This is a genomic window from Mycoplana dimorpha (assembly GCF_003046475.1).
Lineage (GTDB): Bacteria > Pseudomonadota > Alphaproteobacteria > Rhizobiales > Rhizobiaceae > Mycoplana > Mycoplana dimorpha.
In genome coordinates, this window is sequence record NZ_PZZZ01000001.1 from 525,477 (window position 1) to 548,808 (window position 23,332).

A 23,332-nucleotide genomic window follows, 5' to 3' on the forward strand; every position below is an offset into this window, starting at 1 on the left:
CCCGAACTGACATGAAAACGCCGAAGGTCTCCGAACAATTGCCGCTGGAATTCCAGCACGTCCCGGCATCAGGGCGGGATGATCTGCTGATCTCCGACCCGTTGAGCGCCGCCGTCACCGTGGTCGACGCCTGGCCGCACTGGCCGTCGCCGGTGGTTATCCTGGCCGGCCCGGTCGGCTCCGGCAAGTCGCACCTGGCCTCCATATGGCGTGAAAAGTCCGGCGCTGTGGACATCCACCCGATCGAGGGCACCGGCGCCGAAGAGGCCGCGGCCGCCGGGCCTGTCCTGTTCGAGGACGTCGACCGCCAGGGCTTCGAAGACCGCTCGCTCTTCCACGTCATCAACAACGTCCGCCAGCACGGCCACACGCTTCTGATGACGAGCCGGCTGTGGCCGATGTCGTGGCCGGTCGAACTGCCGGACCTGCGTTCGCGGCTGAAGGCGGCGACGGTCGTCGAGATCGGCGAGCCTGACGACGAGCTTCTGACGCAGGTCATCGTCAAGCTCTTCGCCGACCGGCAGCTTTTCGTCGATGACCGCCTTGTCGCCTACATCGTTGCCCGCATGGAGCGTTCGCTCGATGCCGCGCAGAGGCTCGTCGAGCGCATCGATCACCTGGCGCTGGCGCGCGGCAGCCGCATCACGCGCGCCCTGGCGCAGGAGGTGCTGGGACGGATGGCGGCGGGAGAGGCTGTGGAACTCGAGGATTGACTGTCACGGAACCGACGTCAAACTGCGTTAGCAGCCGGAAAAGAACAACAGGGCGGTGATCGGAATGGATGCAACGACGACAACGGCGCCCGGCGCCGAAAAGCCGGCGAAGGACAATCCTCCTTCCGTCCAGGATCTGATGAGCAGCCCCGAACGCTTCGTGAACCGCGAGTTTTCCTGGCTGCAGTTCAACCGGCGCGTTCTCGAGGAAACGCTGAACGCGGCCCATCCGCTGCTGGAGCGCGTTCGCTTCCTGTCAATCTCGGCCGCCAACCTCGACGAGTTCTTCATGGTGCGCGTCGCCGGCCTCGAGGGCCAGGTGCGGCAGGGGCTTGCGATTCGCAGCCCCGACGGCAAGACGTCGGCCGAGCAGCTCGACGACATCCTCAAGGAGATCGACAACCTGCAGATGGAGCAGCAGGCCTCGCTTGCCGTCCTGCAGCAGTATCTTGCCGGGGAAGACATCGTCATCGTCCGCCCCGCGGCCCTGAAGCCCGACGACCGGATCTGGCTCGCCCAGGAATTCGAGCAGGCGATCTTCCCCGTCCTGACCCCACTCTCGATCGACCCGGCTCATCCGTTTCCCTTCATCCCCAATCTCGGCTTTTCGATCGGCCTGCAGCTCATCAGCAAGTTGGGGCGCGAGCCGATGACCGCGCTGCTGCGCCTGCCGACCGCGCTCGATCGCTTCACCCGCCTGCCGGACGACGGCGCGGTGATCCGCTACATCACGCTTGAGGACGTCGTCGGCCTGTTCATCGACAGGCTGTTCCCGGGCTACGAGGTGCAGGGGTCCGGCACCTTCCGCATCATCCGCGACAGCGACATCGAGGTCGAGGAGGAGGCGGAGGATCTCGTTCGATTCTTCGAGACGGCGCTGAAGCGCCGCCGCCGCGGCTCGGTTATCCGCATCGAGACCGATTCCGAGATGCCGGCATCGCTCCGCCACTTCGTCGTCAACGAGCTCGGCGTGCCCGAAAACCGGGTCGCCGTCCTGCCGGGCCTGCTGGCGCTCAACACGCTGTCGGAGATCACCAGGGCGCCGCGCAACGACCTGCGCTTCGAGCCCTACAATGCACGCTTTCCCGAGCGGGTCCGCGAACACGCCGGCGACTGTTTCGCTGCCATCCGCGAAAAGGACATGGTCGTCCACCATCCCTACGAATCGTTCGACGTCGTGGTGCAGTTCCTGCTCCAGGCCGCCCGCGACCCGGATGTGGTGGCGATCAAGCAGACGCTCTACCGCACCTCCAACGACAGCCCGATCGTACGCGCCCTGATCGATGCGGCCGAGGCCGGCAAGTCGGTAACGGCGCTGGTGGAGTTGAAGGCCCGCTTCGACGAGGAGGCGAACATCCGCTGGGCCCGTGACCTGGAGCGCGCCGGCGTGCAGGTCGTCTTCGGCTTCATCGAGTTGAAGACCCACGCCAAGATGTCGCTGGTCGTCCGCCGCGAGGAGGGCAAGCTGCGCAGCTATTGCCATCTCGGTACCGGCAACTACCACCCGGTGACGGCGAAGATCTATACGGACCTGTCGTTCTTCACCTGCGATCCCGACATCGCCCACGACATGGCCGATATCTTCAATTTCATCACCGGCTACGGCGAGCCCGAGGCGGATATGAAGATCGCCGTCTCGCCGCATACGCTGCGGCCACGCATGCTTCAGCACATCGAGCAGGAGATCGAGCATGCCAAGGCCGGACGCCCGGCCGCGATCTGGATGAAGATGAATTCGCTGGTGGATCCCGAGATCATCGACGCGCTCTACCGTGCCAGCCAGGCCGGCGCGGAGATCGATCTCGTCGTGCGCGGCATCTGCTGCCTGCGGCCGCAGGTTCCGGGACTGTCGGACAACATCCGCGTCAAGTCGATCGTCGGCCGCTTCCTGGAGCATTCCCGCATCTTCTGTTTCGGCAACGGCCACGGGCTTCCCTCCGAGAAAGCGCTCGTCTATATAGGCTCGGCGGATATGATGCCGCGCAACCTGGACCGGCGCGTCGAAACGCTGGTTCCCCTGACCAACCACACCGTGCACGAGCAGGTCCTGTCGCAAATCATGCTGGGCAATCTGATCGACAACCAGCAGAGTTACGAGATCCTGCCCGACGGGACGTCGCAGCGAATGCAGGTGCCGCCCGGTACCGAGCCGTTCAATGCACAGCACTATTTCATGACCAACCCGAGCCTGTCGGGCCGGGGTGAAGCCTTGAAGTCGAGCGCGCCGAAGGCGATCGCCGGCTGGAAGAGCCAGCGCAAACGGTAACTGGACTTTTATGGTTGAATCGGAAGCGCAGGGGCGCCTGCCGGGGATTGCCCCGGTATCGGTCGTCGACATCGGGTCGAACTCGATACGCCTCGTCATCTACGAGGGGATGATCCGCGCCCCGGCCATCCTTTTCAACGAAAAGGTCATGTGCGGCCTCGGCAAGGGACTGGCCAAGACCGGCCGCATGGACGAGGCCAGCGTCGAGCGCGCGCTGGCCGCCCTGCGCCGCTTCAAGGCCCTGTCGGACCAGGCCCGTGCGACGCAGATGTTCGCGCTGGCAACAGCGGCTTCGCGCGAGGCCGAGAACGGCCCGGCCTTCATCGAGCGGGCCGAGGCAATTCTCGAGCACCCGGTCCGGGTCCTTTCAGGCGACGAGGAAGCCTATTTCTCCGCCCTTGGCATCATCAGCGGCTTTCACGACCCGGACGGGATCGTCGGCGACCTCGGCGGTGGCTCTCTGGAACTGGTCGATGTCGCCGCTGACGTGATCGGCGACAGGATGACGCTGCCGCTCGGCGGCATCCGCCTGTCGGAGACGTCGGCCGGCTCGGTGGCGCAGGCGCGCGTCATCGCCCGCAAGTACCTCAAGACCGCCGGCCTGTTGAAGCACGGTGCGGGGCGAACCTTCTACGCCGTCGGCGGCACCTGGCGTTCGATCGCCAAGCTGCACATGGAGGTGAACAGCTACCCACTGCACATGATGCAGGGCTACGAGATCTCCTATGACGAGGCGATGGACTTCCTCACCTATGTCGTGACGACGAAGGATACCAAGGACCCCGCCTATGCGGCGATCTCCAAGCTCCGCCGCACGCTCCTTCCCTACGGCGCCGTCGCCATGCAGGAGGCGATCGCTCTGATGCGCCCGGCCCGGATCTGCTTCTCCGCGCAAGGCGTTCGCGAGGGCTACCTGTTCTCGCTGCTGCCCGAGGCCGAGAAGGTGCGCGATCCGCTGCTTTCGGCGGCCGGTGAACTGGCCATCCTGCGCGCCCGCTCGCCGGAACACGCGCGCGAGCTCGCCGACTGGACCGGCCGCATGATGCCCCTGTTCGATATTGAGGAAAGCGTCGAGGAGGGGCGCTATCGCCGGGCCGCCTGTCTGCTCGCCGACATCAGCTGGCGGGCTCACCCGGATTATCGCGGCCTGCAGGCACTGAACATCATCTCGCACGGCACGTTTACCGGCATCAGCCATCCCGGGCGTGCCTATATCGCGCTCGCCAACTACTACCGCTTCGAGGGGCTCTGCGACGACGGCGTCTCAAGTTCGCTCGCCACCATTGCGACGCCTCGCCTGCTGAGGATGGCAAAGCTGCTGGGTGGCCTGCTTCGCATCGTCTATCTCTTCTCGGCCTCGATGCCGGGAATCGTGCCCTGCCTCGCTATCCGCCCGGCCAAGGCGTCCGACCTGGACCTCGAGTTCGTCGCGCCGACCGGATGTTCGGAGTTCGCCGGTGAGCGCCTGGAGGGGCGGCTGCAGCAACTCTCGAAGCTGACCGGCAAGCGGATCGCCTTCGTCTTTGAATAGGCGAGCGGAGTATTTCGGCTGCCCATTACCGTCGGCTAGCGAACACCGGGCGGCAACCCGGCAGGTTCAGGGCGGCGATGACGCCGCCCCGTTGTCTTTAGACGCGCTCACTCCGCCTTCAGCAGTTCGCCCGCTTCGATCAGCACGAACTCATTGTCGTCGACCCTGTCGATGAAGCGCCCGGCGGAGAACGGCAGATTGTTGTCGTTGCCGACGACGATATGGGTCTCGTCAACCCGGTCGACGTTCTCGATCGTCAGGAACGGCATGTCGTAGAAGCCGTCGCCGCCGCCCTGGCGCTTCTTGTTGTCCGGATCGGCGATCTTCAGCAGGTCGATATAGCCGATCTTGCGCACGGCCTTGCCGACGTTGTTGTCGTTCATCTCGATCTTGTAGATTCGCTTGACCTTCGAGGCGACGGCGAAGCAGTCCGGCTTCGGGTCCTTCGGATCGCCGCAGGCCTTGTCCAGCGTGCCGACGCCGTTGTCGCGCTCGATCACGAGCGCCGTCGTCTCGTCCAGCATGTTGAAGTCGCCGATCGCCTCGCCGCCTTCGGCCAGCGGATAGAGCCAGCTGCGGCCGGTCCAGGCCTTGCCGGCGACGTCGAGTTCGATGATGCGCAGCGCCGGGCGGCCTTCTGCCTGTTCGACGGATTCGCTGTCGACCCAGAGCGGGCCTTCCAGCAGGCCGTAGAGCTTCGTGCCGTCCTTCGACAGCGCCAGACCCTCGTAGCCGCCGGAGCGCTTCAGGTTGAAGGCGGGCATCTTCTTGGATGGATCGGCCGGCACGGCGAGCGTGGCATTGTCCGGTGAGATGACCGGCTTGCCGTCGACTTCCGTGGCGATCACGTCGGTCAGCTTGCCGTCGCGGTCGAACTTCAGGATGTACGGGCCGAATTCCTCGCCGATCCAGAAACCGTCAGCCACCGGCTGGATCGATTCCACGTCGAAGTCGCCGCCGGTCAGGTAGCGGGCCGCAGACCCTTCCATGACGATCGGGAAGGGCGCCTTCTTGTCCGGATCGGAGAGGAACACGGTCTTGACCGGCTCGACCTTGCCGTTGTCCCAGTCGAACTTGATGTTGTGGATCATCAGCATCGCGTCGGTCGAGTTCAACTTGTTGCCGAAACCGTTGTCCGACAGCGTCCAGAAGCTGCCGTCGTCCATCGCCTTGATGCCGGAAAAGCCCTGCATCGGCTGGCCGTCGAACGGCAGCGACAGGCCGGTCGGGCGCACGCCGTCCTTGCCGGCAATAGTTCCAAGGGCTTCGGTGCGTTTGCGGTCGGCGGTGGTGAACTTGCCCGAGGTCTTCAGGTAGTCGGCGGCATCGGCAGGGGCGGGGAGAATGGTGTTGGCGGGCAGGATGGCGTGCGCCTTGAGGGTGGCCGGAAATTCCTTGTCGGCGGCGACAGCGGCGCCGGAGAGGAGAAGGGCGAGCGTCGTGCCGGCCAGTATCGCTTTCGTCATGAAATTCACCTCGTGTTGGAAGGATGAAGACGTCCTCCCGAGTAGAGGCAACGGATGACCCCGCCTTGACAGTTGGCTGAAGCTTTCGTGACTGAAGCCGGTGCTGGCCGGCACGGCCGCGCGGCACGCCGGGCGACGGCCGATCTAACGCGGCGCCGCTGCCCAGCGGTACTGCGCCTCGGTCTGCACCGCGCCGGGCCGGACGGCGCGGATGCGGCGGAGGGCGGTCTCCGGGTCCTCGCCGCGTTCGACGAGCAGCCGCAGCGCCACCATGCCGGAACGCCCGTGCCCGCCATGACAATGGACGAGCACCCCGCCGCCCCTGCCGAGGATTTCGTGCAGCCTGGGCGAGAGTTCTCTCCAGCCATCCTTGCATTGCTCGGCCGGGCCGCCGAAGTCGCGGACGGGCAGGTGGAACCAGTCGATCTTCATCGACCTGAGCCGAAGACCGAGATCACTGCAGCCGCGGGCCTCCATCTCGACCTGGTCGGTCGTCGAGACGACGGCATCCGCGCCCCAGGCGGCGATCGCCTTGAGGTCCGAGACGTATTCGCCGCTGCGTCCGGGTATCTGGCTGATGCCGAGCCGCCCGCCGCCGGCGAGCGGAACCGTGGCGATGGTGAAGGGTTCCGGCGTGATCATGCCGGTATTCTACACGCTACCTGGCGAGGCTGCGATAGATCGCCTCGGTCTCGGCGATCATTCGTGGCAGTCCGTAGTCGCCCTTGCGCTGCGCGGCGGCTTCGACGTAGCCCTCCAGCCTCAGCGGATCGGCAAGCCGCACCATCGCGGCGGCGAGTTGAGACGGATCGTCGTCGTTGGGTACGAGGATGCCGTTGCGATCGTCGTCGAGTACCGTCGAGGCGCCGCCGACCTCGGAAAGGATCAGCGGTTTGCCGGCGGCGGCGGCCTCGAGCATCACATATGACATCGCCTCGTAGCGGCTCGGCATCACCAGAGCGTCGATCGCGTCCATGGCCTGCGGGCCGGTGAACCGGTTGTTGAGATAGATCCGCCCGCCCGCCGGGCTCGCTTCGATCCGCCGGCGCACGTCCTCCTCCAGTTCGCCGGCGCCGACCATCAGAAGCCGGGCGTGCGGAAGGTTCGCTGCGGCGATCGTAAAGGCGTCGACCAGGCGTTCGGGCGCCTTTTGCCGGGTAAGGCGGCCGATGAAGCCGAAGACCAGCGCATCGGCGGGAATGGCAAGCTGTTCCCGGAGCGAGCTGCGCAGCCCTTCAGGCGGCGCTTCCACGCCGTTGACGACGATCGACAGCTTGCGGCGCGGCACGCCGATTGCCCGGGCGTGGGCATATTCGTCGGCCGAGACGCAGATGAGGCGTTCGGTGAAAAGCAGCGCAAGAAACCGCTCGATCATGCCGTAGGCAATGCGGCCGGCTTTGCCGAGCGTCGGATCCATCGTCCGGAAGGCGTGTGGCGTGTAGACTCGCGCGGCGCGGCGGCCGGGCAGGCGCAGCCGCGCCAGTGCACCGGCCTTGGAACTGTGCCCATGGATGATATCAAACGGCCCGTGCACACGGATCAGACGGCGCAGCTTTGCATAAGAGGCGATGTCGGACGCGCCGACCGAGCGCGCCATGTCGACCGCGTAAACGCCGTCCAGCCCGAGCGACGCCAGTTCGCTGACGAAGCGCTCCTCGGCGCGCCGCGGCGAGTAGACGGCGTGGACTGCGTGGCCGCGCTCCTTGAGCCCCCGGCAGAGGTCGATGAAATGGCGGCCGGAGCCGCCGCCGCTGGGCTCGAGCACCTGCAGCAGGCGCAAAGGCCGGATCCCCTTTTTCCGGTTCGGGCTCATGAAGACCGCCGATCGCAACCAGCGTATTGCCCGTGCCGCTGCTCGAGCGCGAAACAGCCCCACAGGATGCCCACGATCAGATAGAAGTGACGCCAGTGGTCGGTGTCGATGACGAAGCCGATCGCCGTATGACCGACGAATGCGATGTAGGCGATCATCAGGAACGGCTGCCACGGGCGGTCCCGCAGGAGGTAGCGCAAGCCGACCCAGAGCGTCCAGCAGACCAGCGTCAGGTAGCAGAGGAAGCCGAGCCAGCCATAGCTGGTCAGCGATTTCAGCCAGATGTTGTGCTCGTCCTCGGGAAAGATCGTGCTGAAGACCATTGGTCCGATGCCGAGCGGATGCTCCATCGCCATCAGGAAGCCCAGGCGATGGCGGGCGAAACGGCCGAGATGACCGCCGTCATAGTCCTGTACGAGCTGGGTGCGGCTGGAGAAGAGATCGGCGACCTGCGGCACCTGCAATGCGATGACCAGGGCGACGACCATCACGCAAACGGCCGAGAGGCTGAGGATCAGGATTTTCAGCCGGAAGGCGCTAGTGCGTTCCTTCAGCAGCATGAAGAAGACCATCGCGACGGCAGAAAAGAGGAAGAGCGCCCAGGCCGCGCGTGAAAAGGACAGAAAGAGACCGAGCGCGATCACGAGCAGCCCGGCGACCCGCAAAGGTGCCTGCGCGAGCCGATCCGCCAGGATTCCATGCAGAAGGTACAGGGCAGGGACGACGAGGAACGGGCCGAAGACGTTCGGATCCTGGAAAGCGCCTTTTGCCCGATCGTAGAGGGTGAAGGCCTCGCTGCCGGGAAAGGCGTGGAAATAGCCGAGAACGCCGAGGGTGGCAGTGATCAGCGCACTGGCCACCCAAGCCCGGAAGATCAGCAGCAGCCTTTGCGGCTTCGCTTCGACGACGGCGGCGAAGAAGACCGACGAGAGCGCCAGGAACAGGGAGACGGCGACGTACATCGGCCCGCCGGCCATTTCCTGCATGACGGTGAGTGACAGCATCCCGCCGACGTTGAAGGTGAGGGAGAGCACCAAGAGCGGCGCAACACTGCGGGAGATGCTAAGCCCGAGTATTGCCCAGACTCCGATCAGCCCGGCCATGAACAGCTCGTAAGGCGCCGGCTCGGCGATAACGAAACCGGACAGGAAGACCCCGAACGAGATCAGCGCCGAGGCGATCATGCCGATGGTCGCAAGCTGCGGCCGCAAGACCTGAGGTGTCGCGAGGGTGGCGCTCAATAGGCGTTTTCCGTATTGAGCAGCCGGAACGGCGTGAGGAACAGGATCTGCAGGTCGAACAGCAGCGACCAGTTTTCGATGTAGTAGAGGTCGAACTCGGTACGGTAGCGGATCTTGTCGTCATGATCGATCTCGCCGCGCCAACCGTTGATCTGCGCCCAGCCGGTCACACCGGGCTTGACCCGGTGGCGGGCGAAGTAGCCGTCGACAACGTCGACGTATCTGCGATCGTGGGACTGGGCCTGGATGGCATGCGGCCGCGGGCCGACCAGCGACAGTTCGCCCTTCAGCACGTTGAAGATCTGCGGCAACTCGTCGATCGAGGATTTGCGCAGGAAGCGCCCGACGGCGGTGACGCGCGGATCGCCCTTGGTGACGGCGGCCCTGGCGGTAGGATCGCCCTTGTCCGCATACATCGAGCGGAACTTGTAGACCTCGATGATCTCGTTGTTGAAGCCGTGGCGCTTCTGCCGGAAGATGATCGGACCGGGGGAGGTAAACTTCACCGCCAGCGCCGCGCCGATGAAAACCGGCCATAGCAGCAACAGCGCCAGCAGGCTGAAGACGATGTCGAAGGCGCGCTTTGCAACTGAATCCCAGTCGGCGATCGGCTTGTCGAAGATGTCGAGGAGCGGGACGGCGCCGACCTTGGAATAGCTGCGGGGGCGGAAGCGCAGCTTGTTGGCGTGCGCGGCGAGCCGGATGTCGACCGGCAGCACCCAGAGCGTCTTCAGCAGCGACAGGATGCGCGCTTCGGCCGAAAGCGGCAGCGAGATGATCAGCATGTCGATGCGCGCGAGCCGGGCGAACTCGACCAGTTCGGCGATGGTCCCGAGCTTGGGGTAACCGGCGATGACCGAGGGCGAGCGGTGCTCGCCGCGGTCGTCGAAGATGCCGCAGATGCGGATGTCGTTCTCCGGCTGGCGTTCGAGCGCGCGGATCAGTTCCTTTGCCGGCTCGCCGCCGCCGGCAATGACGGCGCGACGCTCCATCGTTCCGTTGCGCGCCCAGCGGCGGATCGCGTAGGCGATCAGTTGCCGCTCGACGATCAGATAGGCTGCGCCAAGCACGAACCACAGGACGAACCAGACCCGGGACGTCTCGTGCGCCGTCTTGAAGAAGAAGAGAGCGAGCGCCATCGTGGCAAAGGAGACGCCCCAGGCGCCGAGAAGCCGGGGTATCATGCGCCAAGCAGCGCGAAGAGACGGAATCTGGTAGGTATCGGCAAGGTGAAGGACCAGCACGCCGAGTGCAGCGCCGGCCGCGGCCTCGCCGATGTAGAGCAGCATCATATCGAAGCCGGGTGCGACGTAGAATACCGTGATGGCGCAACCGATTGCGAACAGCGCCGCGAATTCCAGCAGCCGCAGCAGCCCGGTGATCATCGTCGGGGAGTAGTTTTCCGCCCGGAACTGCAAAGCGATCTGTCGGGCCAGCGGATTAAGCTCAACCTCGGCGTTGTCATCTGCCTCATCGGCACGCTTGGCGGGTGCGATGGCGCGCAGTTCGGAAACCTTGCGCCGCATGTTGTTCGGATCGAAGGCCTCTGGCTTGTCGATGTGGTTCATGGCGGGCGTCCTTCTCCCGACAGCGCTTAGCAGGAAGCCCCTAATAAACGCTTACGCGAGATGTGCAGTGACGCTGCAACCGGCCGTAAGACCTTCGCGGGGAACCAATTCCCGGTAGAGCTTCATCATCGAGCTCGCCATTGTGGAGGCAGAGAATGCGTCCTTGAAGGCGGCAGGATCGGGCATTGCGTGTCGGCGCCAGGTAGGGTCGGTGATGGAACGCGCCATGGTTTGCGAAAGCGAATCCGCGTCGGCGGGCTCGGCAAGGGCGATGTTGCCGCGGCCCAGCGCCTCCGGAATGCCGCCGACGCTGCTTGCGATTACCGGGACGTTGGCCGCCAGGGCCTCAAGCACGATGTAAGGCATCGATTCCGCCCGCGACGGGACGACCACGGCACGGGTCAGGGCAAAGGCCTCCCGTGCCTTCATCGCCGGCATCATTCCGATCCGGCGGCCAAGGCCGAGTCGCAGCATCGTGCGCTCGTATTTTGCCTCATCCGGGCCGTCGCCGATCATCAGGGCCGAAAGCGGCCGGCCGACGCGCCGCTCGGTCTTGGCGAAGGCGTCGATGAAGACGTCCGGACCCTTCAGGTCGCGCAGCATGCCGATGTAGAGGAAGTCGACGGCATCCTCCTTGGGATAGACGGTGTCGAAATCCCGGTCGCTGATGCCGTTGTAGATGCGTTCGCTGCGGCAGCGCGGTTTGCCGACCTTCTCGACATAGGTGTCCCGCTCGAAGTCGCAGACGAAGACCAGCGCATCCGTGAAGAATTCGAGCAGGTGCTCGATACCCAGAATGGCCCGGCCGGCCAGCGTCGAGCGGGCGTAGTGCAGGCTGCCGCCATGCGGCGAATAGAGGCGGGCCACGCGATACCTGTTCACCCGCAGCGCTGAGCCGATCAACCGGGCGATCGCGCCACCCTTGGCGCCATGCCCATGAAGAACATCCGGCTGCAAGCTTCTTATTTCACGATAACTCTTCCATAGCGCCTTGAGATCGCCCGGGCTGATCGAGCGGCGGATCGGCAGCCGGAAGATCCCGAGCGTCAGGAACGGTCGGATCTCGTCGAACAGCGCATCCTCATAGACGCCGCCGGTGCTGCTGTCGCAGACGATGCCGACATCGTGGCCCTGCCGCGCGTGGTACTCCGCAAGATCGCGCACGTGGCGAAAAATCCCGCCGATCGGGGAGCGGAAGCAATGGATGATGCGCAGCGGACGGTCGGTCGCCATGGCCTCAGAACAGCCGCTCGCGCACGTAGATGGTGTCGCCGGCCATGACCGGATCGGAGATCGGGACCCGGCCGGTTATGATCTCGCCGTTGATCTTGCGGGTCACGTCGACATTGGCCTGGTTCGCCCGGGGGGAGAACCCGCCGGCAACCGCGATGGCATTCTGCACGGTCATGCCGGCCACATAGCTGTACTGCCCGGCCTGGCCGACTTCGCCCATGATGTAGATCGACCGGTAATTGGCCACCTCGATCGAGACGTCCGGATCGCGCAGATAGCCCTGCCGCAGCTTCCCGGCAATGATGCTCTCCATCTCCTGGATCGTCTTGCCGCGCGCCGGCACGGAGCCGATCAGGGGGAAGGCGATGTAGCCGGCCTGGTCGACCGAATAGGTGTTGGAGAGGCTGGCCTGCTCGAACACGGTGATGCGCAGCCGGTCGCCGCTGTCGAGCCGATACGGCTGAATGGTCGCTTCCTGGAACGCCTTGGGCGCCGGGTGATACCCGCTGCAGCCGGCGGCCACAGCGGTCACAAGGACCGCCACTGCGATGAACGCGCTTCTGGATCGTTCTGCGAAAGCCATCTGGCCGTGCCTGTAGGGAATGGGTCGTTTTCAGCGACGGTTATCGGTCCCTTAGGGTTAATGGCCGGTAAACACTGCAACGCGCGGCTGTCATTTTCTCCGCCACCCCTTGTGTCGTCGATGCCGGGTTGTGGTCGCTCCGCCATTAACGCTTGGGTTACCATGTGCGTTTACCGTGCGGCGGACATTGCAGTGTGTACGGAGTGAGCAATATGCCGGGCGGGTACGGGGTTCGAGACGATGTCGATATCGACCTCGGCGCGCTGGTGCGCGCTATTTGGCGCCGTCGGAGGCAGGTGCTGCTTGCGACCGTCGCGTCCGCCGGGCTTGCCTTCGGCATCGCAAGCCTGATCGCTCCGACCTACCGTAGTGAGACGCGCCTGCTGATCGAGGAACGCGAACCCGCCTTCACGGCGAGCGCCGGCGCGTCGCGCGAGCCGGCAATCGACGAGCTCGGCGTCGTCAGCCAGGTGCAGCTTCTGAAATCGGTCGATCTCATCAAGCAGGTCGCGCGCGACATGAAGCTCCACGAACTGCCGGAGTTCGATCCGACCGCAAAACCCTCGGCGATGTCGGACATCCTCGTGGCGTTCGGCCTGAAGAAGAACCCGCTCGACCTGCCGCCGGAAGAGCGGGTCCTGAAGGAGTTCCAGGAAAAGCTCATCGTCTATCAGGTCGAGAAGTCGCGCGTCATCGCGATCGCGTTCACCTCGAAGGATCCGCTGCTCGCCGCCGCCATTCCCAACGAGATGGCGAAAGTCTACCTTTCCTTGCAGAGCGGCGCCAAGCTCGACACCAATTCCGAAGCGACGCGCTGGCTGGAGCCGGAAATCGCCAACCTTCGCGAGAAGGTGAGGGAGGCCGAGCGCAAGGTCGCCGAGTATCGCTCCAGCAACGATCTGCTGCCGACCGGCGAGAACGCCACGTTCGCCGTAAGACAGCTGAACGACATATCCGCCGAGCTTACCCGCGTTCGCACCGAGAAGGCCTCGGCCGAGGCCCGGGCGGAGAGCGTACGCGCGGTGTTGAAGTCCGGGGGCGCAACGGACACGCTGAGTGAGGTTGTCGGCTCCCAGATGATCCAGCGGCTGAAGGAGAGCGAGGTCCAGATCCAGGGCCAGATCTCCGATCTGTCGACGTCGCTGCTCGACCAACACCCGCGCCTGAAGGCATTGCGCTCGCAACTCGCCAGCCTTCGCGCCCAGATCAAGTCGGAAACCGCAAAGATCCTTGCAAGCCTGGAGAACGAGGCCGAGGTCGCACGCCTGCGCGAGCAGCAATTGGTGCAGCAGCTTCAGATCCTCAAGGCCAGTTCCGCCCGGGCCGGCGAGGACGAGGTGGATCTCAGGGCGCTGGAACGCGAGGCGACAGCCCAGCGCCAATTGCTGGAGACCTATCTGGCGCGATACCGCGAGGCGACCTCGCGCACCGGCGCCAACTCGACGCCGGCCGACGCGCGGGTCATCTCCGCGGCGGTGCCGCCGACCGAGCGGCAATTCCCGAAGGTCGTCCCGATCACGATCGTCGGCGGCCTGTCGGGCTTCCTTTTGTCGGCGGCCGCCGTCCTGCTCGCCGAGCTGTTCAGCGGTCGGGCGCTGCGGCCGGTTGCGCCGGTATTTCCGGACCCCAATGGCGACGCTGCGCCGGAAGAGCGGCTCGAGCCGGCAGTACAGGCCCGTCCCGACGTGGTCATGGCGCGACGAACCCTCGCCACCGCCGCGATCGCGGCACAGGCGGAGATGGAAGAGCGGGAACCCCTGTTTGTCGAGCCTCTCGTTGACGCCTTCGCAGCACCGCTTCTGAACGACGAGCCGCCGATCGATGAACCCCAAGACATGGAGGAGGTGGAGGAAAACTTCACCGTCAGCGCGGTGGCGCGGCACCTCATCGAAGACGACGTTTCGCTTGCGATTGTCCTGTCGCCGTCCGGTGACCCGGGATCGTCGGCCACGGTTGCGCTGGCCCGCGCGATCGCCGACACGGGCCGCCGCACTGTTCTGGTCGACCTCACCGGCTCGGCTTGCCCGACGCGATTGATGACGGCCACGAAGCGGCTTGCCGGCATCACCGACCTTCTCGCCGGCGATGCCGGGCTGTCCGACATCATTCATGGCGACGAGGCCTCCGCTGCCCATGTCGTCGCCCGCGGCAACGCCAACATCGCACCTGCGATGCGCGGCTTCGACCGGCTGGCGATGATCGTTGCGGCGCTCTCGGATGCCTACGAGACGGTGCTTGTCGAGTGCGGCGCCGCCGAGGTCGAGGGCATCCGCCGCCTGGCGCCGGCCGGCGATGCCGAGATCATCCTGTCGATACCCGGCGCCAGCGAGGATCAGATCGTCGAGTTGATCGGGGCGTTCGGAGCCGCCGGCTACGACGAGATCATGCTGATGACCGGCGGCGCTGAAATGAGCGCGGGTCGCCGGGCGGCCTAGGATCCGCAGGCAGAAAACCTATCGGTGGCCGACGGCTGGATCAGCGTGCGCCGCCCGGCCCGAGCGCAGGCGCTGCAGGAAGGCATAGAGCTGCGGGTTCTGCTTGATGAGGCGCTTGGCGCCGGCCTTGGTGCGATGGAGCCGGGCAAACGCGCTGCCGGCAAGCGTGGTCGGCCAGAGCAGGTCGTGCTGCACCGTCTCGATGTTGCACCAGGAGCGCTTGTAGGCCTGGTCGCCGATTCCGAAATCGAACAGGGCGACGCCCTCACCGCAGAACCTGCGGATCATGAGGTAAAACAGGAACTCGCCCGGGCTCGTTTCGGGTGCGAATCCTTCGTCGATCGAGCCGAACTGACAGATGACGTGATCGCCCTTGCGCGACAGTCCGGCGATCGCGACGACCCGCCCCGCCTCGGGGCCGGTCGCGATCTTCAGGGAGTGAAGTTGCAGCGGGTAGGCATGGGGGCTCGCCGGCATCCGGGCAAGCGCCCGGAAGAACGCCTGCACCTCCTCGCTCCGGAATACGTTCGGCAGGCCCATGGCCTCGAAACGCATGGCCTTCTGGCGGAAGAACAGTGAGAGCGTTGCGCTGGCCGCTTCGGGTGATTGGGCCACGTCATGCTCATAACCGCCGAGCGCTTCCAGCCGGCGTTCGCTTTGCCGGAACTTCTTGCGCCGCCGCTTGGCGTTGATTTGCGCCAAGGTCCGGTCGAGATCGCCGAGCAGGCAGAGCTGGTAGGCGGCGTTCTGGTTCCGCACGGCCGGCAGTTGCGAGAAGGGATGCTCGCGTCCGCGCCACGACAACGGCATGTTTTCCAGCATGAAGAGGTCGACGTGACGCGCGAACTCAGCGCGCGCGGCGTCGAACGCGCGGCGCAGCGCCGGGGGCGTCGCAAGCGAGCGAAAGCTTTCCGTGTGGAGACCCGTGTTGATGTTGCTGAAGGGGGACCCAAGAAAGCGGGCTACGCGCACGGGCCCGTGGCGCACCACTTCCAGCGGCAGGAGCAGTTCCGTCCGCCCGGCATGGACACCTTCGACGATGAGCAGCCGGTTGTCATGCGCCGCCGCCCAGGCGCGGCACCAGTCGTAGCTCTGGTGAAGCGAGAGCTCGTTGGCCGCCTCGAGCGCCCGCCATGTCGCCTCGAGCGGCTCCATGCGATCGTGCAGCCGGACCGCAATGGGGACCACGGCTTCGCCGCGTCGCCGGCCGAGCGCGTAGTGCGCCAGCCTGCTTGACGCCTGTCCGTCCCCAAGCATGAGCTGGAAGTCAAGCTGCATCGCGCCTTTGTCCGGTCCTGTTGCGCTGTTGTGACAGTGCGCCGACCATACGGCGGTACGGTCGGAAACTGGTTTAAGCTGGCGAGGGCGGCGCCGGTTTTCCGTGGGTTTCTGCCGCTAGGGTTAGCGGACGGCTAACGCCTGGATGGAAGGCTCAATCCCGCCGCCTGGGCGCCTTCTCCATCCATTTGATGATCAGCATGGCCGGCAGGATCCAGAGCAGACCTGTGAAGAAGAAATACAGCATGTGCACCCACCAGGGCGAGGTCGCAAGCGTCAGCGAAGCGACCGTCGTGGCGACGAGCGCGTAAACCACGACCAGAATGATGATCAGGACGGTGCCGATCAGTTTTCGCAGGCGAGGGGGCATCGGTGTCTCACTTTGTTGTACGGCCCGGCGCGAACGCCGCGACCCCATGCCGCAAAGGCTTTAGGCTTGTTTTGCATGGCGGGGTGATGCAAATCAACGCCGAAGAATGAGGAGCCGACATGACGATCACCGCTGCTGCGACGGAACGACAGCTCTTGGACGACATGGACCGCATCGACCGCAACCGGCGGGCGGTGCGGCGCTGGCTCGGATTTGTGCTGCTGACGCTGTTCGTGCTCGTACTGGTCGGCGGCGCGACGCGGCTGACCGGCTCCGGGCTGTCGATCACGGAATGGAAGCCGATCCATGGCGTCATTCCGCCGCTCAACGACGTCGAGTGGCAGGAGGAATTCGAGCTCTACAAGCGCATACCGCAGTTCTCGCAATTGAACAGCGACATGACGGTCGAGAGCTTCAAGTCGATCTTCTGGTGGGAGTGGGCACACCGGCTGCTCGCCCGCTCGGTCGGTCTCGTCTTCGCGCTGCCGCTTGTCTTCCTGTGGGCGACCGGACGGATCGAACGGCGGCTTCGCTGGCCGCTCGTCGGCGTGCTCGCGCTCGGCGGACTGCAGGGCTTTATCGGCTGGTGGATGGTCTCGTCCGGCCTTGCTGAAAGGGTTTCGGTGAGCCAGTACCGTCTCGCCACCCATCTCGTCATCGCCTTTCTGATTTTCGCATCCTGCGTCTGGATCATGCGCGGACTGTCGCCGCACGGCGACGACCCGGCTCCGACGCGGAATTCAAAGGCGATGGCGGCCGTCATTGCCGGCGTGGCGCTGTTCCAGATCTATCTCGGCGCGCTCGTCGCGGGACTGCATGCGGGGTGGAGCTACAATACCTGGCCGCTGATAGACGGCGCGATCGTGCCCGGCGGGCTGTGGGTCCACCAGCCCTGGTGGCTCAACCTGTTCGACAATCCGAAGACGGTCCAGTTCGTCCACCGCCTCGGCGCCTACGTGCTGCTGGCGCTGGTAATGGTGCACATGATCGTGTCTTTGCGGGCGGCGCCCGAGACCACCCATGCCCGCCGCTCCGTGCTGCTGTTCGGGCTCGTCTGCCTGCAGGCGTTGATCGGCATCGTGACGCTGGTGTGGCAGGTGCCGCTCAGTTGGGGGGTGGCGCACCAGGGCGGCGCCCTCGTCGTCTTCGGCTTCGCGGTCGCCCATTGGCGCGGCTTCTTCGGCGAATACCCGAAAGAGGCTCGTATCCAGGTGGCGGGCTGAGAGGCGAGCCGGCAGGCAACTGACCGGGCGAAACGAACAAGGCTCGGACCGTATCCGGACCGCGCCTGTTTTTTTCAACGTTACGGGGCTGCGCAGCAAGGTCTCCCGGGCAGCCGCCGCTGCTTAGCCCCGAAGCATCAGGTCCATGTTCTGCACCGCCGCGCCCGATGCGCCCTTGCCGAGATTATCGAGCAGCGCCACGAGATTGACGTGCGGAGCACCGGCGGTTCCGAACACATACAACTTCATCCGGTCGGTATTTGCCAGTTCAACCGCATTGACGCGGGCGAGGTCGGCGCTTTCCTTCAGGCGGACCACCTCGACGATGTCCTGGCCGGCATAATGGTCGGCGAGGGCGGCATGGATCGAGCCGAGCGAGGCGTTGTCGTTGAGGTCCGCCAGGTAGAGCGGCACCTGGACGATCATGCCCTGCGCAAAATTCCCGACCGAGGGCGAGAAGAGGGGTGCGCGCGAAAGCAGGCCATGGACCTGCATCTCCGGCACGTGCTTGTGCTTCAGCGGCAGGCCGTAGAGGAAGTGCGGCGCATCGATGTGGTCGGGATGGCTGGCATCCTCCATCTGCGCAATCAGCTGCTTGCCGCCGCCGGTATAGCCCGAGACCGCGTTAACGGTGACCGGGTAGTCCTCCGGCAGGATGCCGGCGGCACGCAACGGCCTGATCAGCCCGATCGCGCCGGTCGGGTAGCAGCCCGGATTGGCGACATAAAGGGATCCGGCGATCCGGTCGGACTGGCGTGCATCCATCTCGGCAAAGCCATAGGCCCAGTCCGGGTTGACGCGGTGGGCCGTCGAGGTGTCGATGATGCGCACCTTGTTGTTGCCCGCCACCATGGCGACGGCTTCCCTGGCGGCGTCGTCGGGCAGGCAGAGGATAGCGATGTCGGCGCTGTTGAGCAGGTCCTCGCGCATCGCATTGTTGCGGCGTTCGGCTTCCGGGATCGACAGGAGTTCGACATCGGTGCGGTCGGCCATGCGCGTGCGGATCTGCAGGCCCGTCGTGCCGTGTTCGCCGTCGATGAAGATCTTCGCTTTCATGGGAGTGCCTTTCCGCCGGGCTGCGCATGTTTGGTCCGGAACGGCGGGGACGCCGCGCAGGTGCAGGGCCGCAGTCCGTCTTCAGCGGAGGCTATAGCGCCTCCGCCTGTGGCTTTCAATGCAGGGACCGGCGCGCCTATCGCCGCTCCGCCAGCCACCCCGCACGCAGTGCGAGCATGTACATGGCGATGGTCGAACCCGCGATCGCCGTGATGTCGGCATGGTCATAGGCGGGCGCGACCTCGACGACATCGGAGCCCTTGATGTGCAGCGGACCGAGCTTGCTCAGGACCGACAGGATTTTTGCGCTCGACGGGCCGCCGGAGACCGGCGTTCCGGTTCCCGGGGCGAATGCCGGGTCGAGGCAGTCGATGTCGAAGGTGAGGTAGCACGGCCGCTCGCCGACATGGCGCACGATCGTGTCGGCGATCTCGGAAGCCGTCATCTCCTCGACCTCGTAGCCGTAGACGATGCGGATGCCGCAATCCTCCGGCGCATGGGTGCGGATGCCGATCTGTATCGAGCTCTCCGGATCGATGATGCCGTCCTTGACGGCGCGGGCGACGAAGGAGCCGTGGTCAATCCGTCCCTTTTCGTCGGTCCAGGTGTCCTGGTGCGCGTCGAACTGCACCAGCGACAGCGGCCCGTGAACTGCCGCATGCGCCTTGAGGATCGGCCAGGTGACGAAGTGGTCGCCGCCGAGCGTGAGCATGTAGGCGCCCGATTTGAGGATCTTCGTTGCCTCGCGCTCGATCGTGGCCGGCGTCTTCTGGTGGTTGCCGTAGTCGAGCAGGCAGTCGCCATAGTCGATCACCGCCATGTTCTCGAACAGGTCCTGCTGAAACGGATACTGCGGATCGTTGTCCATGATCGCCGACGCCCGGCGGATCGCCTGCGGTCCGAAGCGTGCGCCGGGCCGGTTGGAGGTGGCGGCGTCGAAGGGAATGCCCCAGACGACGGCGTCGAGGTCCTTCAGGTTCTTGCTGAAGCGGCGTCGCATGAACGAGAGCACGCCGGCATGTGTCGGGTCCGAAGCGGCGCTCTTCAGCGCCTTTGCAGTGATTGCATGGTCGATGGTCTTGTTGGCCAATTTGTCCTCCTGAAAATCGCCGGTGACGGTGGACAATCGGCGGATGGAAGGCAAGGGGGAGTGGCGGATTTCAAGCGAGAAGCGGAACGGCCATCGGACTGCTCAAGACACCTGCAGGCGATCCCACTAGAGCCAGCCACATCAGATTTCGAACATTTCTGTGGGCCGGCCCCAAGGTTGTCTGCTTTCGTTCTTATCTGCACTTCGTGGCCGTGGGGACCGTGATAGGTTCCCCGCGCTTCGCATTGCATCATCACTGGAATACAAATGCATTATCGCAGGGAAATCGACGGGCTGCGGGCGGTCGCGGTCGCATCCGTCATTCTGTTTCATGCCGGCATCAGCTCATGGAGCGGCGGTTTCGTCGGCGTCGACATCTTCTTCGTCCTGAGCGGCTACCTGATAACCTCGCTTATCCTGAAGGATTTGCAGGAGGACGCCTTCTCCCTTGCGAGGTTCTATGAGCGCAGAGCGCGGCGAATCCTGCCGGCTCTGTTCCTGGTGATGTTCTGCTGTCTGCCATTCGCCTGGCTCCGGATGAACCCGGAAGACTTCGAGATTTTTTCGAAGAGCCTGATCACGGCGGCGTTCTCCGGCTCGAACTTCTATTTCTGGCGCAAGGCCGACTATTTCGCTCCGGACGCCGAAACGTCGCCGCTGCTGCACACCTGGAGCCTTGGGGTCGAGGAGCAGTTCTACCTGCTCTTTCCCTTGCTCCTCCTTTTCCTGTGGCGGAGGCGGCGTTCGTGGATGGCCGTTGCCGTGGCGGTTTTGGCCGTGGCCAGTCTGGCACTGTCGCAGTGGGCTTCTTCCCATGCGCCGGCGATGAATTTCTACCTGTTGCCGACGCGTACCTGGGAACTGCTGGCCGGTGCGCTCGTGGCGTTCAGGCAGTTCCACGGGCGGGCGGCGCCGCGGGCCGCGGACGACGTGCTCGCTGCGGCGGGATTGTCGCTGATCGTCTTTTCGATCTTCTATTTCGACGAGGGCACGCCGTTCCCCTCCGTCTACGCTCTGGTTCCGATCATCGGCACGGTGCTCGTCCTGCACTATGCACGGAGCGGTGGCTGGACCGCGCGGCTGCTATCCTTGCCGCTCCTGGTTGGTCTCGGCCAGATCAGCTACAGCGCCTATCTCTGGCACCAGCCGGTGTTTGCCTTCTTGCGTCTTTCCAGTCCGGCCTTACCGTCGAGTGGTGCAATTTTCGGCGCTTGCGGCCTGACGCTGGTGTTGGCCTATCTATCCTGGCGCCTGGTTGAACAGCCCTTCCGCAAGAACCGGGTTCGGCTTGTCGTGTCCCCCCGGCGCCTGTCCGGCGCCGTCGCGGCAGGCATTCTGGCATTCAGTGCGTTCGCCATGGCCGGGGTCTATACGGACGGCCTGCCGTGGCGCCTGCCGCGGTACATCCAGGAGTTCGCGGCTGATACCACCTGGAGCAGGAAGTGCCTGCACCAGCTCGGCACCGATTGGCAATTCCCCGAACGCGACTGCATCTACAATGCCGGCAAGCCGCAGAAATTCGCGATCTGGGGCGACTCCGTGTCCTCGTCCATCACGCCGGTACTGGCGCAGCGTCTGGCTGGAAACGGGATCGAGCTGCACCAACTGACCCACGGCTTTTGTGCGCCGATACCAGGCGTCAGCTCCGACGGAACAGAGGGCGCGCGGGAATGTGGAAAGTTCAACAGGGATGCCTATCGTTACATCATCGACCAGCGTATCGACACCGTCGTGCTGTTCGCCTCTTGGGCGGCATTCTTTGGCCAGGACCGCTTTCTTGTAGAAGGCACCGGTGCTATCGGTACCGCCTCAGTCGAGGAAAAATTCCACGCCACGCTTCGCGACCTGCGTCGGGCCGGGCTCAAGGTCATCCTCGTCTACCCGCATCCTTCACTGCCCGTCAGTGTCAAGTCCACGGCAATCGCGATGATGTTGCGCGGCGACGAGAAGCCCGACGTCGAACAGGCCTACGAGGAATTCAGGGATCGCACCGCGAATTCCTATGCGTTGCTGGACAGGGCAGCGGCGGGCCCGGGGCATGGCACTCTGGCGCGCATCTATCCTGAACGCGCATTCTGCAACAGCTTTGAGCCCGGCAAGTGCTTGATGATGGATGATGGTACGCCGTTCATCGCAGATCGCCTCCACTTCACCAATCATGGCGCCCGCCTTGTCGTCGACGAAATCATGCGTGCCGTGGAGGCGATGCGTGCCGACCACGCCACGGGGCGGACGGACCAAGAATCGTAATACTCGACGGGCGATCTGCGTTAGTTCGTCTGACCCAGTGAGCCTGCCGCTCGCGCTTCTGGCCACCGTGTGGTCAGGTCGGCGTGCGATCCGGCCGGCGAGCCCGACGTAACGCCAAAAGAAAAGGCGGGGCCGAAGCCCCGCCTTCCAGACGCATGATCCGAAGAAGCGCTTAGCGCTTCGAGAACTGGAACGAACGGCGAGCCTTGGCCCGGCCGTACTTCTTGCGCTCGACGACGCGGCTGTCGCGGGTCAGGAAGCCGCCCTTCTTCAGAACCGAGCGCAGGCCCGGCTCGAAGTAGGTCAGCGCCTTGGAGATGCCGTGACGAACGGCACCGGCCTGGCCGGAAAGGCCGCCGCCGGCAACCGTGGCGTCGATGTCGAACTGGCCGTCGCGGGCCGCCGCGACGATCGGCTGCTGCAGGATCATCTGCAGAACCGGACGGGCGAAGTAGTTCGAGAAGTCCTTGCCGTTGATGGTGATCTTGCCGGAGCCCGGCTTGACCCATACGCGGGCAACGGCGTCCTTGCGCTTGCCGGTCGCGTAGGAGCGGCCCTGGGCGTCAACCTTCTTGACGTGAACCGGGGCTGCGGCCGGAGCGGCCGCGACCGTGCCGAGATCCTTCAGGGAAGACAGGTCAGCCATTATCAGGCGCTCCTTACGTTCTTGCTGTTCAGCTTGGCGACGTCGAGGACGGTCGGCTGCTGTGCTTCATGCGGATGGTTCGGGCCGGCGTAGACGCGCAGGTTCTTCATCTGGCGACGGCCGAGCGGGCCACGCGGAACCATGCGCTCGACGGCCTTCTCGAGAACGCGCTCCGGGAAGCGGCCTTCGATGATCTGGCGAGCGGTGCGCTCCTTGATGCCACCCGGATAGCCGGTGTGCCAGTAGTACTTCTTGTCGGAGTACTTCTTGCCGGTCAGGGCGACCTTGTCGGCGTTGATCACGATGACGTTGTCGCCGTCGTCGACGTGGGGCGTGTAGGTGGCCTTATGCTTGCCGCGCAGGTGGTTTGCGATGATGGAAGCGAGACGACCGACAACGAGGCCTTCGGCATCGATGAGGATCCACTTCTTTTCCACCTCGGCGGGCTTCTGTACGAAGGTTGCCATGGTAAAGCTCTTTTCATCTTGACCCGAGGCGGCAGGCGCCCGGGCGTTTCTTGTTGCTTGGTTTGGCGGGCCTGAAACACGCCAAAAACGAAAGCGGCCCGAG

At 64.8% G+C, this 23,332-nt stretch carries 19 protein-coding genes; 6 read left to right on the forward strand and 13 right to left on the reverse strand.

The genetic code is table 11. From position 1 onward, the window contains the following. The first annotated feature begins 11 nt into the window (after positions 1-11). From hdaA to ppx, 3 genes are all read left to right on the forward strand, one after another. Positions 12-713: a DnaA regulatory inactivator HdaA gene (hdaA, locus tag C7449_RS02480; RefSeq protein ID WP_108001426.1), complete on the forward strand. Its 702-nt coding sequence runs from the start codon at positions 12-14 to the stop codon at positions 711-713. A 64-nt stretch (positions 714-777) separates the two neighbouring features. Then, the gene (locus tag C7449_RS02485) at positions 778-2,979 is read left to right on the forward strand and encodes an RNA degradosome polyphosphate kinase (RefSeq protein ID WP_170115772.1); all 2,202 of its coding nucleotides are present in this window, start codon (positions 778-780) and stop codon (positions 2,977-2,979) included. A 10-nt stretch (positions 2,980-2,989) separates the two neighbouring features. After that, entirely contained in the window at positions 2,990-4,510 is a 1,521-nt protein-coding gene (gene ppx / locus C7449_RS02490) for an exopolyphosphatase (RefSeq protein WP_108001170.1), read from the forward strand. Positions 4,511-4,617: 107 nt separating this feature from the next. Here ppx and C7449_RS02495 read toward each other — a convergent pair whose 3' ends face one another. The 7 genes from C7449_RS02495 to C7449_RS02525 form a co-directional block, all read right to left on the reverse strand. Further along, a complete protein-coding gene (locus tag C7449_RS02495; RefSeq protein WP_108001171.1) occupies positions 4,618-5,976 on the reverse strand; it encodes an esterase-like activity of phytase family protein in 1,359 nt (452 codons plus the stop codon). 144 nt (positions 5,977-6,120) lie between these two features. Continuing rightward, a complete protein-coding gene (locus C7449_RS02500; protein ID WP_108001172.1) occupies positions 6,121-6,618 on the reverse strand; it encodes a phosphatase domain-containing protein in 498 nt (165 codons plus the stop codon). A gap of 16 nt (positions 6,619-6,634) precedes the next feature. Next, positions 6,635-7,789, reverse strand: a complete 1,155-nt coding sequence (locus C7449_RS02505; RefSeq protein ID WP_108001173.1) for a glycosyltransferase — start codon at positions 7,787-7,789, stop codon at positions 6,635-6,637. Beyond that, complete coding sequence (locus C7449_RS02510) at positions 7,786-8,973, reverse strand: O-antigen ligase family protein (protein WP_108001428.1); 1,188 nt, start codon at positions 8,971-8,973, stop codon at positions 7,786-7,788. Before C7449_RS02510 ends, C7449_RS02505 begins: the two co-directional genes overlap by 4 nt. A 53-nt stretch (positions 8,974-9,026) precedes the next feature. Next, positions 9,027-10,598, reverse strand: coding sequence for an undecaprenyl-phosphate glucose phosphotransferase (locus C7449_RS02515; RefSeq protein WP_108001174.1), 1,572 nt, complete (start codon positions 10,596-10,598; stop codon positions 9,027-9,029). Positions 10,599-10,649: 51 nt separating this feature from the next. After that, a complete protein-coding gene (locus C7449_RS02520; RefSeq protein ID WP_108001175.1) occupies positions 10,650-11,831 on the reverse strand; it encodes a glycosyltransferase family 4 protein in 1,182 nt (393 codons plus the stop codon). 4 nt (positions 11,832-11,835) lie between these two features. Continuing rightward, positions 11,836-12,414, reverse strand: coding sequence for a polysaccharide biosynthesis/export family protein (locus C7449_RS02525; RefSeq protein ID WP_108001176.1), 579 nt, complete (start codon positions 12,412-12,414; stop codon positions 11,836-11,838). Positions 12,415-12,626: 212 nt separating this feature from the next. On the opposite strand from C7449_RS02525, the gene C7449_RS02530 reads away from it, so the two are divergent. Then, positions 12,627-14,849 (forward strand): Wzz/FepE/Etk N-terminal domain-containing protein, encoded by a 2,223-nt coding sequence (locus C7449_RS02530; protein ID WP_108001177.1) that lies wholly within the window; start codon positions 12,627-12,629, stop codon positions 14,847-14,849. A gap of 18 nt (positions 14,850-14,867) precedes the next feature. Here C7449_RS02530 and C7449_RS02535 read toward each other — a convergent pair whose 3' ends face one another. Both C7449_RS02535 and C7449_RS02540 read right to left on the reverse strand, forming a co-directional pair. Next, complete coding sequence (locus C7449_RS02535; RefSeq protein WP_108001178.1) at positions 14,868-16,127, reverse strand: GNAT family N-acetyltransferase; 1,260 nt, start codon at positions 16,125-16,127, stop codon at positions 14,868-14,870. Between the two features lie 154 nt (positions 16,128-16,281). Next, the gene (locus C7449_RS02540; protein WP_108001179.1) at positions 16,282-16,497 is read right to left on the reverse strand and encodes a DUF2842 domain-containing protein; all 216 of its coding nucleotides are present in this window, start codon (positions 16,495-16,497) and stop codon (positions 16,282-16,284) included. 119 nt (positions 16,498-16,616) lie between these two features. On the opposite strand from C7449_RS02540, the gene C7449_RS02545 reads away from it, so the two are divergent. Further along, positions 16,617-17,720 carry a COX15/CtaA family protein gene (locus tag C7449_RS02545; RefSeq protein WP_108001180.1) on the forward strand — a complete coding sequence of 368 codons (1,104 nt, stop codon included), beginning with the start codon at positions 16,617-16,619 and terminating at the stop codon, positions 17,718-17,720. Between the two features lie 123 nt (positions 17,721-17,843). Here the strand turns inward: C7449_RS02545 and argC are convergent, their stop codons facing one another. Then, positions 17,844-18,776 (reverse strand): N-acetyl-gamma-glutamyl-phosphate reductase, encoded by a 933-nt coding sequence (argC, locus tag C7449_RS02550; protein WP_108001181.1) that lies wholly within the window; start codon positions 18,774-18,776, stop codon positions 17,844-17,846. Between the two features lie 136 nt (positions 18,777-18,912). Then, entirely contained in the window at positions 18,913-19,866 is a 954-nt protein-coding gene (speB, locus tag C7449_RS02555) for an agmatinase (protein WP_108001429.1), read from the reverse strand. A gap of 267 nt (positions 19,867-20,133) precedes the next feature. On the opposite strand from speB, the gene C7449_RS02560 reads away from it, so the two are divergent. After that, positions 20,134-22,116: an acyltransferase family protein gene (locus C7449_RS02560; RefSeq protein WP_108001182.1), complete on the forward strand. Its 1,983-nt coding sequence runs from the start codon at positions 20,134-20,136 to the stop codon at positions 22,114-22,116. A 172-nt stretch (positions 22,117-22,288) separates the two neighbouring features. On the opposite strand, the gene rpsI is transcribed toward C7449_RS02560, so the two are convergent. Both rpsI and rplM read right to left on the reverse strand, forming a co-directional pair. Then, the gene (gene rpsI / locus C7449_RS02565; RefSeq protein WP_108001183.1) at positions 22,289-22,762 is read right to left on the reverse strand and encodes a 30S ribosomal protein S9; all 474 of its coding nucleotides are present in this window, start codon (positions 22,760-22,762) and stop codon (positions 22,289-22,291) included. Positions 22,763-22,764: 2 nt separating this feature from the next. After that, positions 22,765-23,229 carry a 50S ribosomal protein L13 gene (gene rplM / locus C7449_RS02570; RefSeq protein WP_108001184.1) on the reverse strand — a complete coding sequence of 155 codons (465 nt, stop codon included), beginning with the start codon at positions 23,227-23,229 and terminating at the stop codon, positions 22,765-22,767. Positions 23,230-23,332 lie beyond the last annotated feature (103 nt).

Bases quoted from the DNA above. Each gene is read 5' to 3' on its own strand.
- hdaA (WP_108001426.1), top strand. From the start codon at position 12: ATGAAAACGCCGAAGGTCTCCGAACAATTGCCGCTGGAATTCCAGCAC.
- C7449_RS02485 (WP_170115772.1), top strand. From the start codon at position 778: ATGGATGCAACGACGACAACGGCGCCCGGCGCCGAAAAGCCGGCGAAG.
- ppx (WP_108001170.1), top strand. From the start codon at position 2,990: ATGGTTGAATCGGAAGCGCAGGGGCGCCTGCCGGGGATTGCCCCGGTA.
- C7449_RS02495 (WP_108001171.1), bottom strand. From the start codon at position 5,976: ATGACGAAAGCGATACTGGCCGGCACGACGCTCGCCCTTCTCCTCTCC.
- C7449_RS02500 (WP_108001172.1), bottom strand. From the start codon at position 6,618: ATGATCACGCCGGAACCCTTCACCATCGCCACGGTTCCGCTCGCCGGC.
- C7449_RS02505 (WP_108001173.1), bottom strand. From the start codon at position 7,789: ATGAGCCCGAACCGGAAAAAGGGGATCCGGCCTTTGCGCCTGCTGCAG.
- C7449_RS02510 (WP_108001428.1), bottom strand. From the start codon at position 8,973: ATGATCGCCTCGGCGCTGATCTCGTTCGGGGTCTTCCTGTCCGGTTTC.
- C7449_RS02515 (WP_108001174.1), bottom strand. From the start codon at position 10,598: ATGAACCACATCGACAAGCCAGAGGCCTTCGATCCGAACAACATGCGG.
- C7449_RS02520 (WP_108001175.1), bottom strand. From the start codon at position 11,831: ATGGCGACCGACCGTCCGCTGCGCATCATCCATTGCTTCCGCTCCCCG.
- C7449_RS02525 (WP_108001176.1), bottom strand. From the start codon at position 12,414: ATGGCTTTCGCAGAACGATCCAGAAGCGCGTTCATCGCAGTGGCGGTC.
- C7449_RS02530 (WP_108001177.1), top strand. From the start codon at position 12,627: ATGCCGGGCGGGTACGGGGTTCGAGACGATGTCGATATCGACCTCGGC.
- C7449_RS02535 (WP_108001178.1), bottom strand. From the start codon at position 16,127: ATGCAGCTTGACTTCCAGCTCATGCTTGGGGACGGACAGGCGTCAAGC.
- C7449_RS02540 (WP_108001179.1), bottom strand. From the start codon at position 16,497: ATGCCCCCTCGCCTGCGAAAACTGATCGGCACCGTCCTGATCATCATT.
- C7449_RS02545 (WP_108001180.1), top strand. From the start codon at position 16,617: ATGACGATCACCGCTGCTGCGACGGAACGACAGCTCTTGGACGACATG.
- argC (WP_108001181.1), bottom strand. From the start codon at position 18,776: ATGAAAGCGAAGATCTTCATCGACGGCGAACACGGCACGACGGGCCTG.
- C7449_RS02560 (WP_108001182.1), top strand. From the start codon at position 20,134: ATGCATTATCGCAGGGAAATCGACGGGCTGCGGGCGGTCGCGGTCGCA.
- rpsI (WP_108001183.1), bottom strand. From the start codon at position 22,762: ATGGCTGACCTGTCTTCCCTGAAGGATCTCGGCACGGTCGCGGCCGCT.
- rplM (WP_108001184.1), bottom strand. From the start codon at position 23,229: ATGGCAACCTTCGTACAGAAGCCCGCCGAGGTGGAAAAGAAGTGGATC.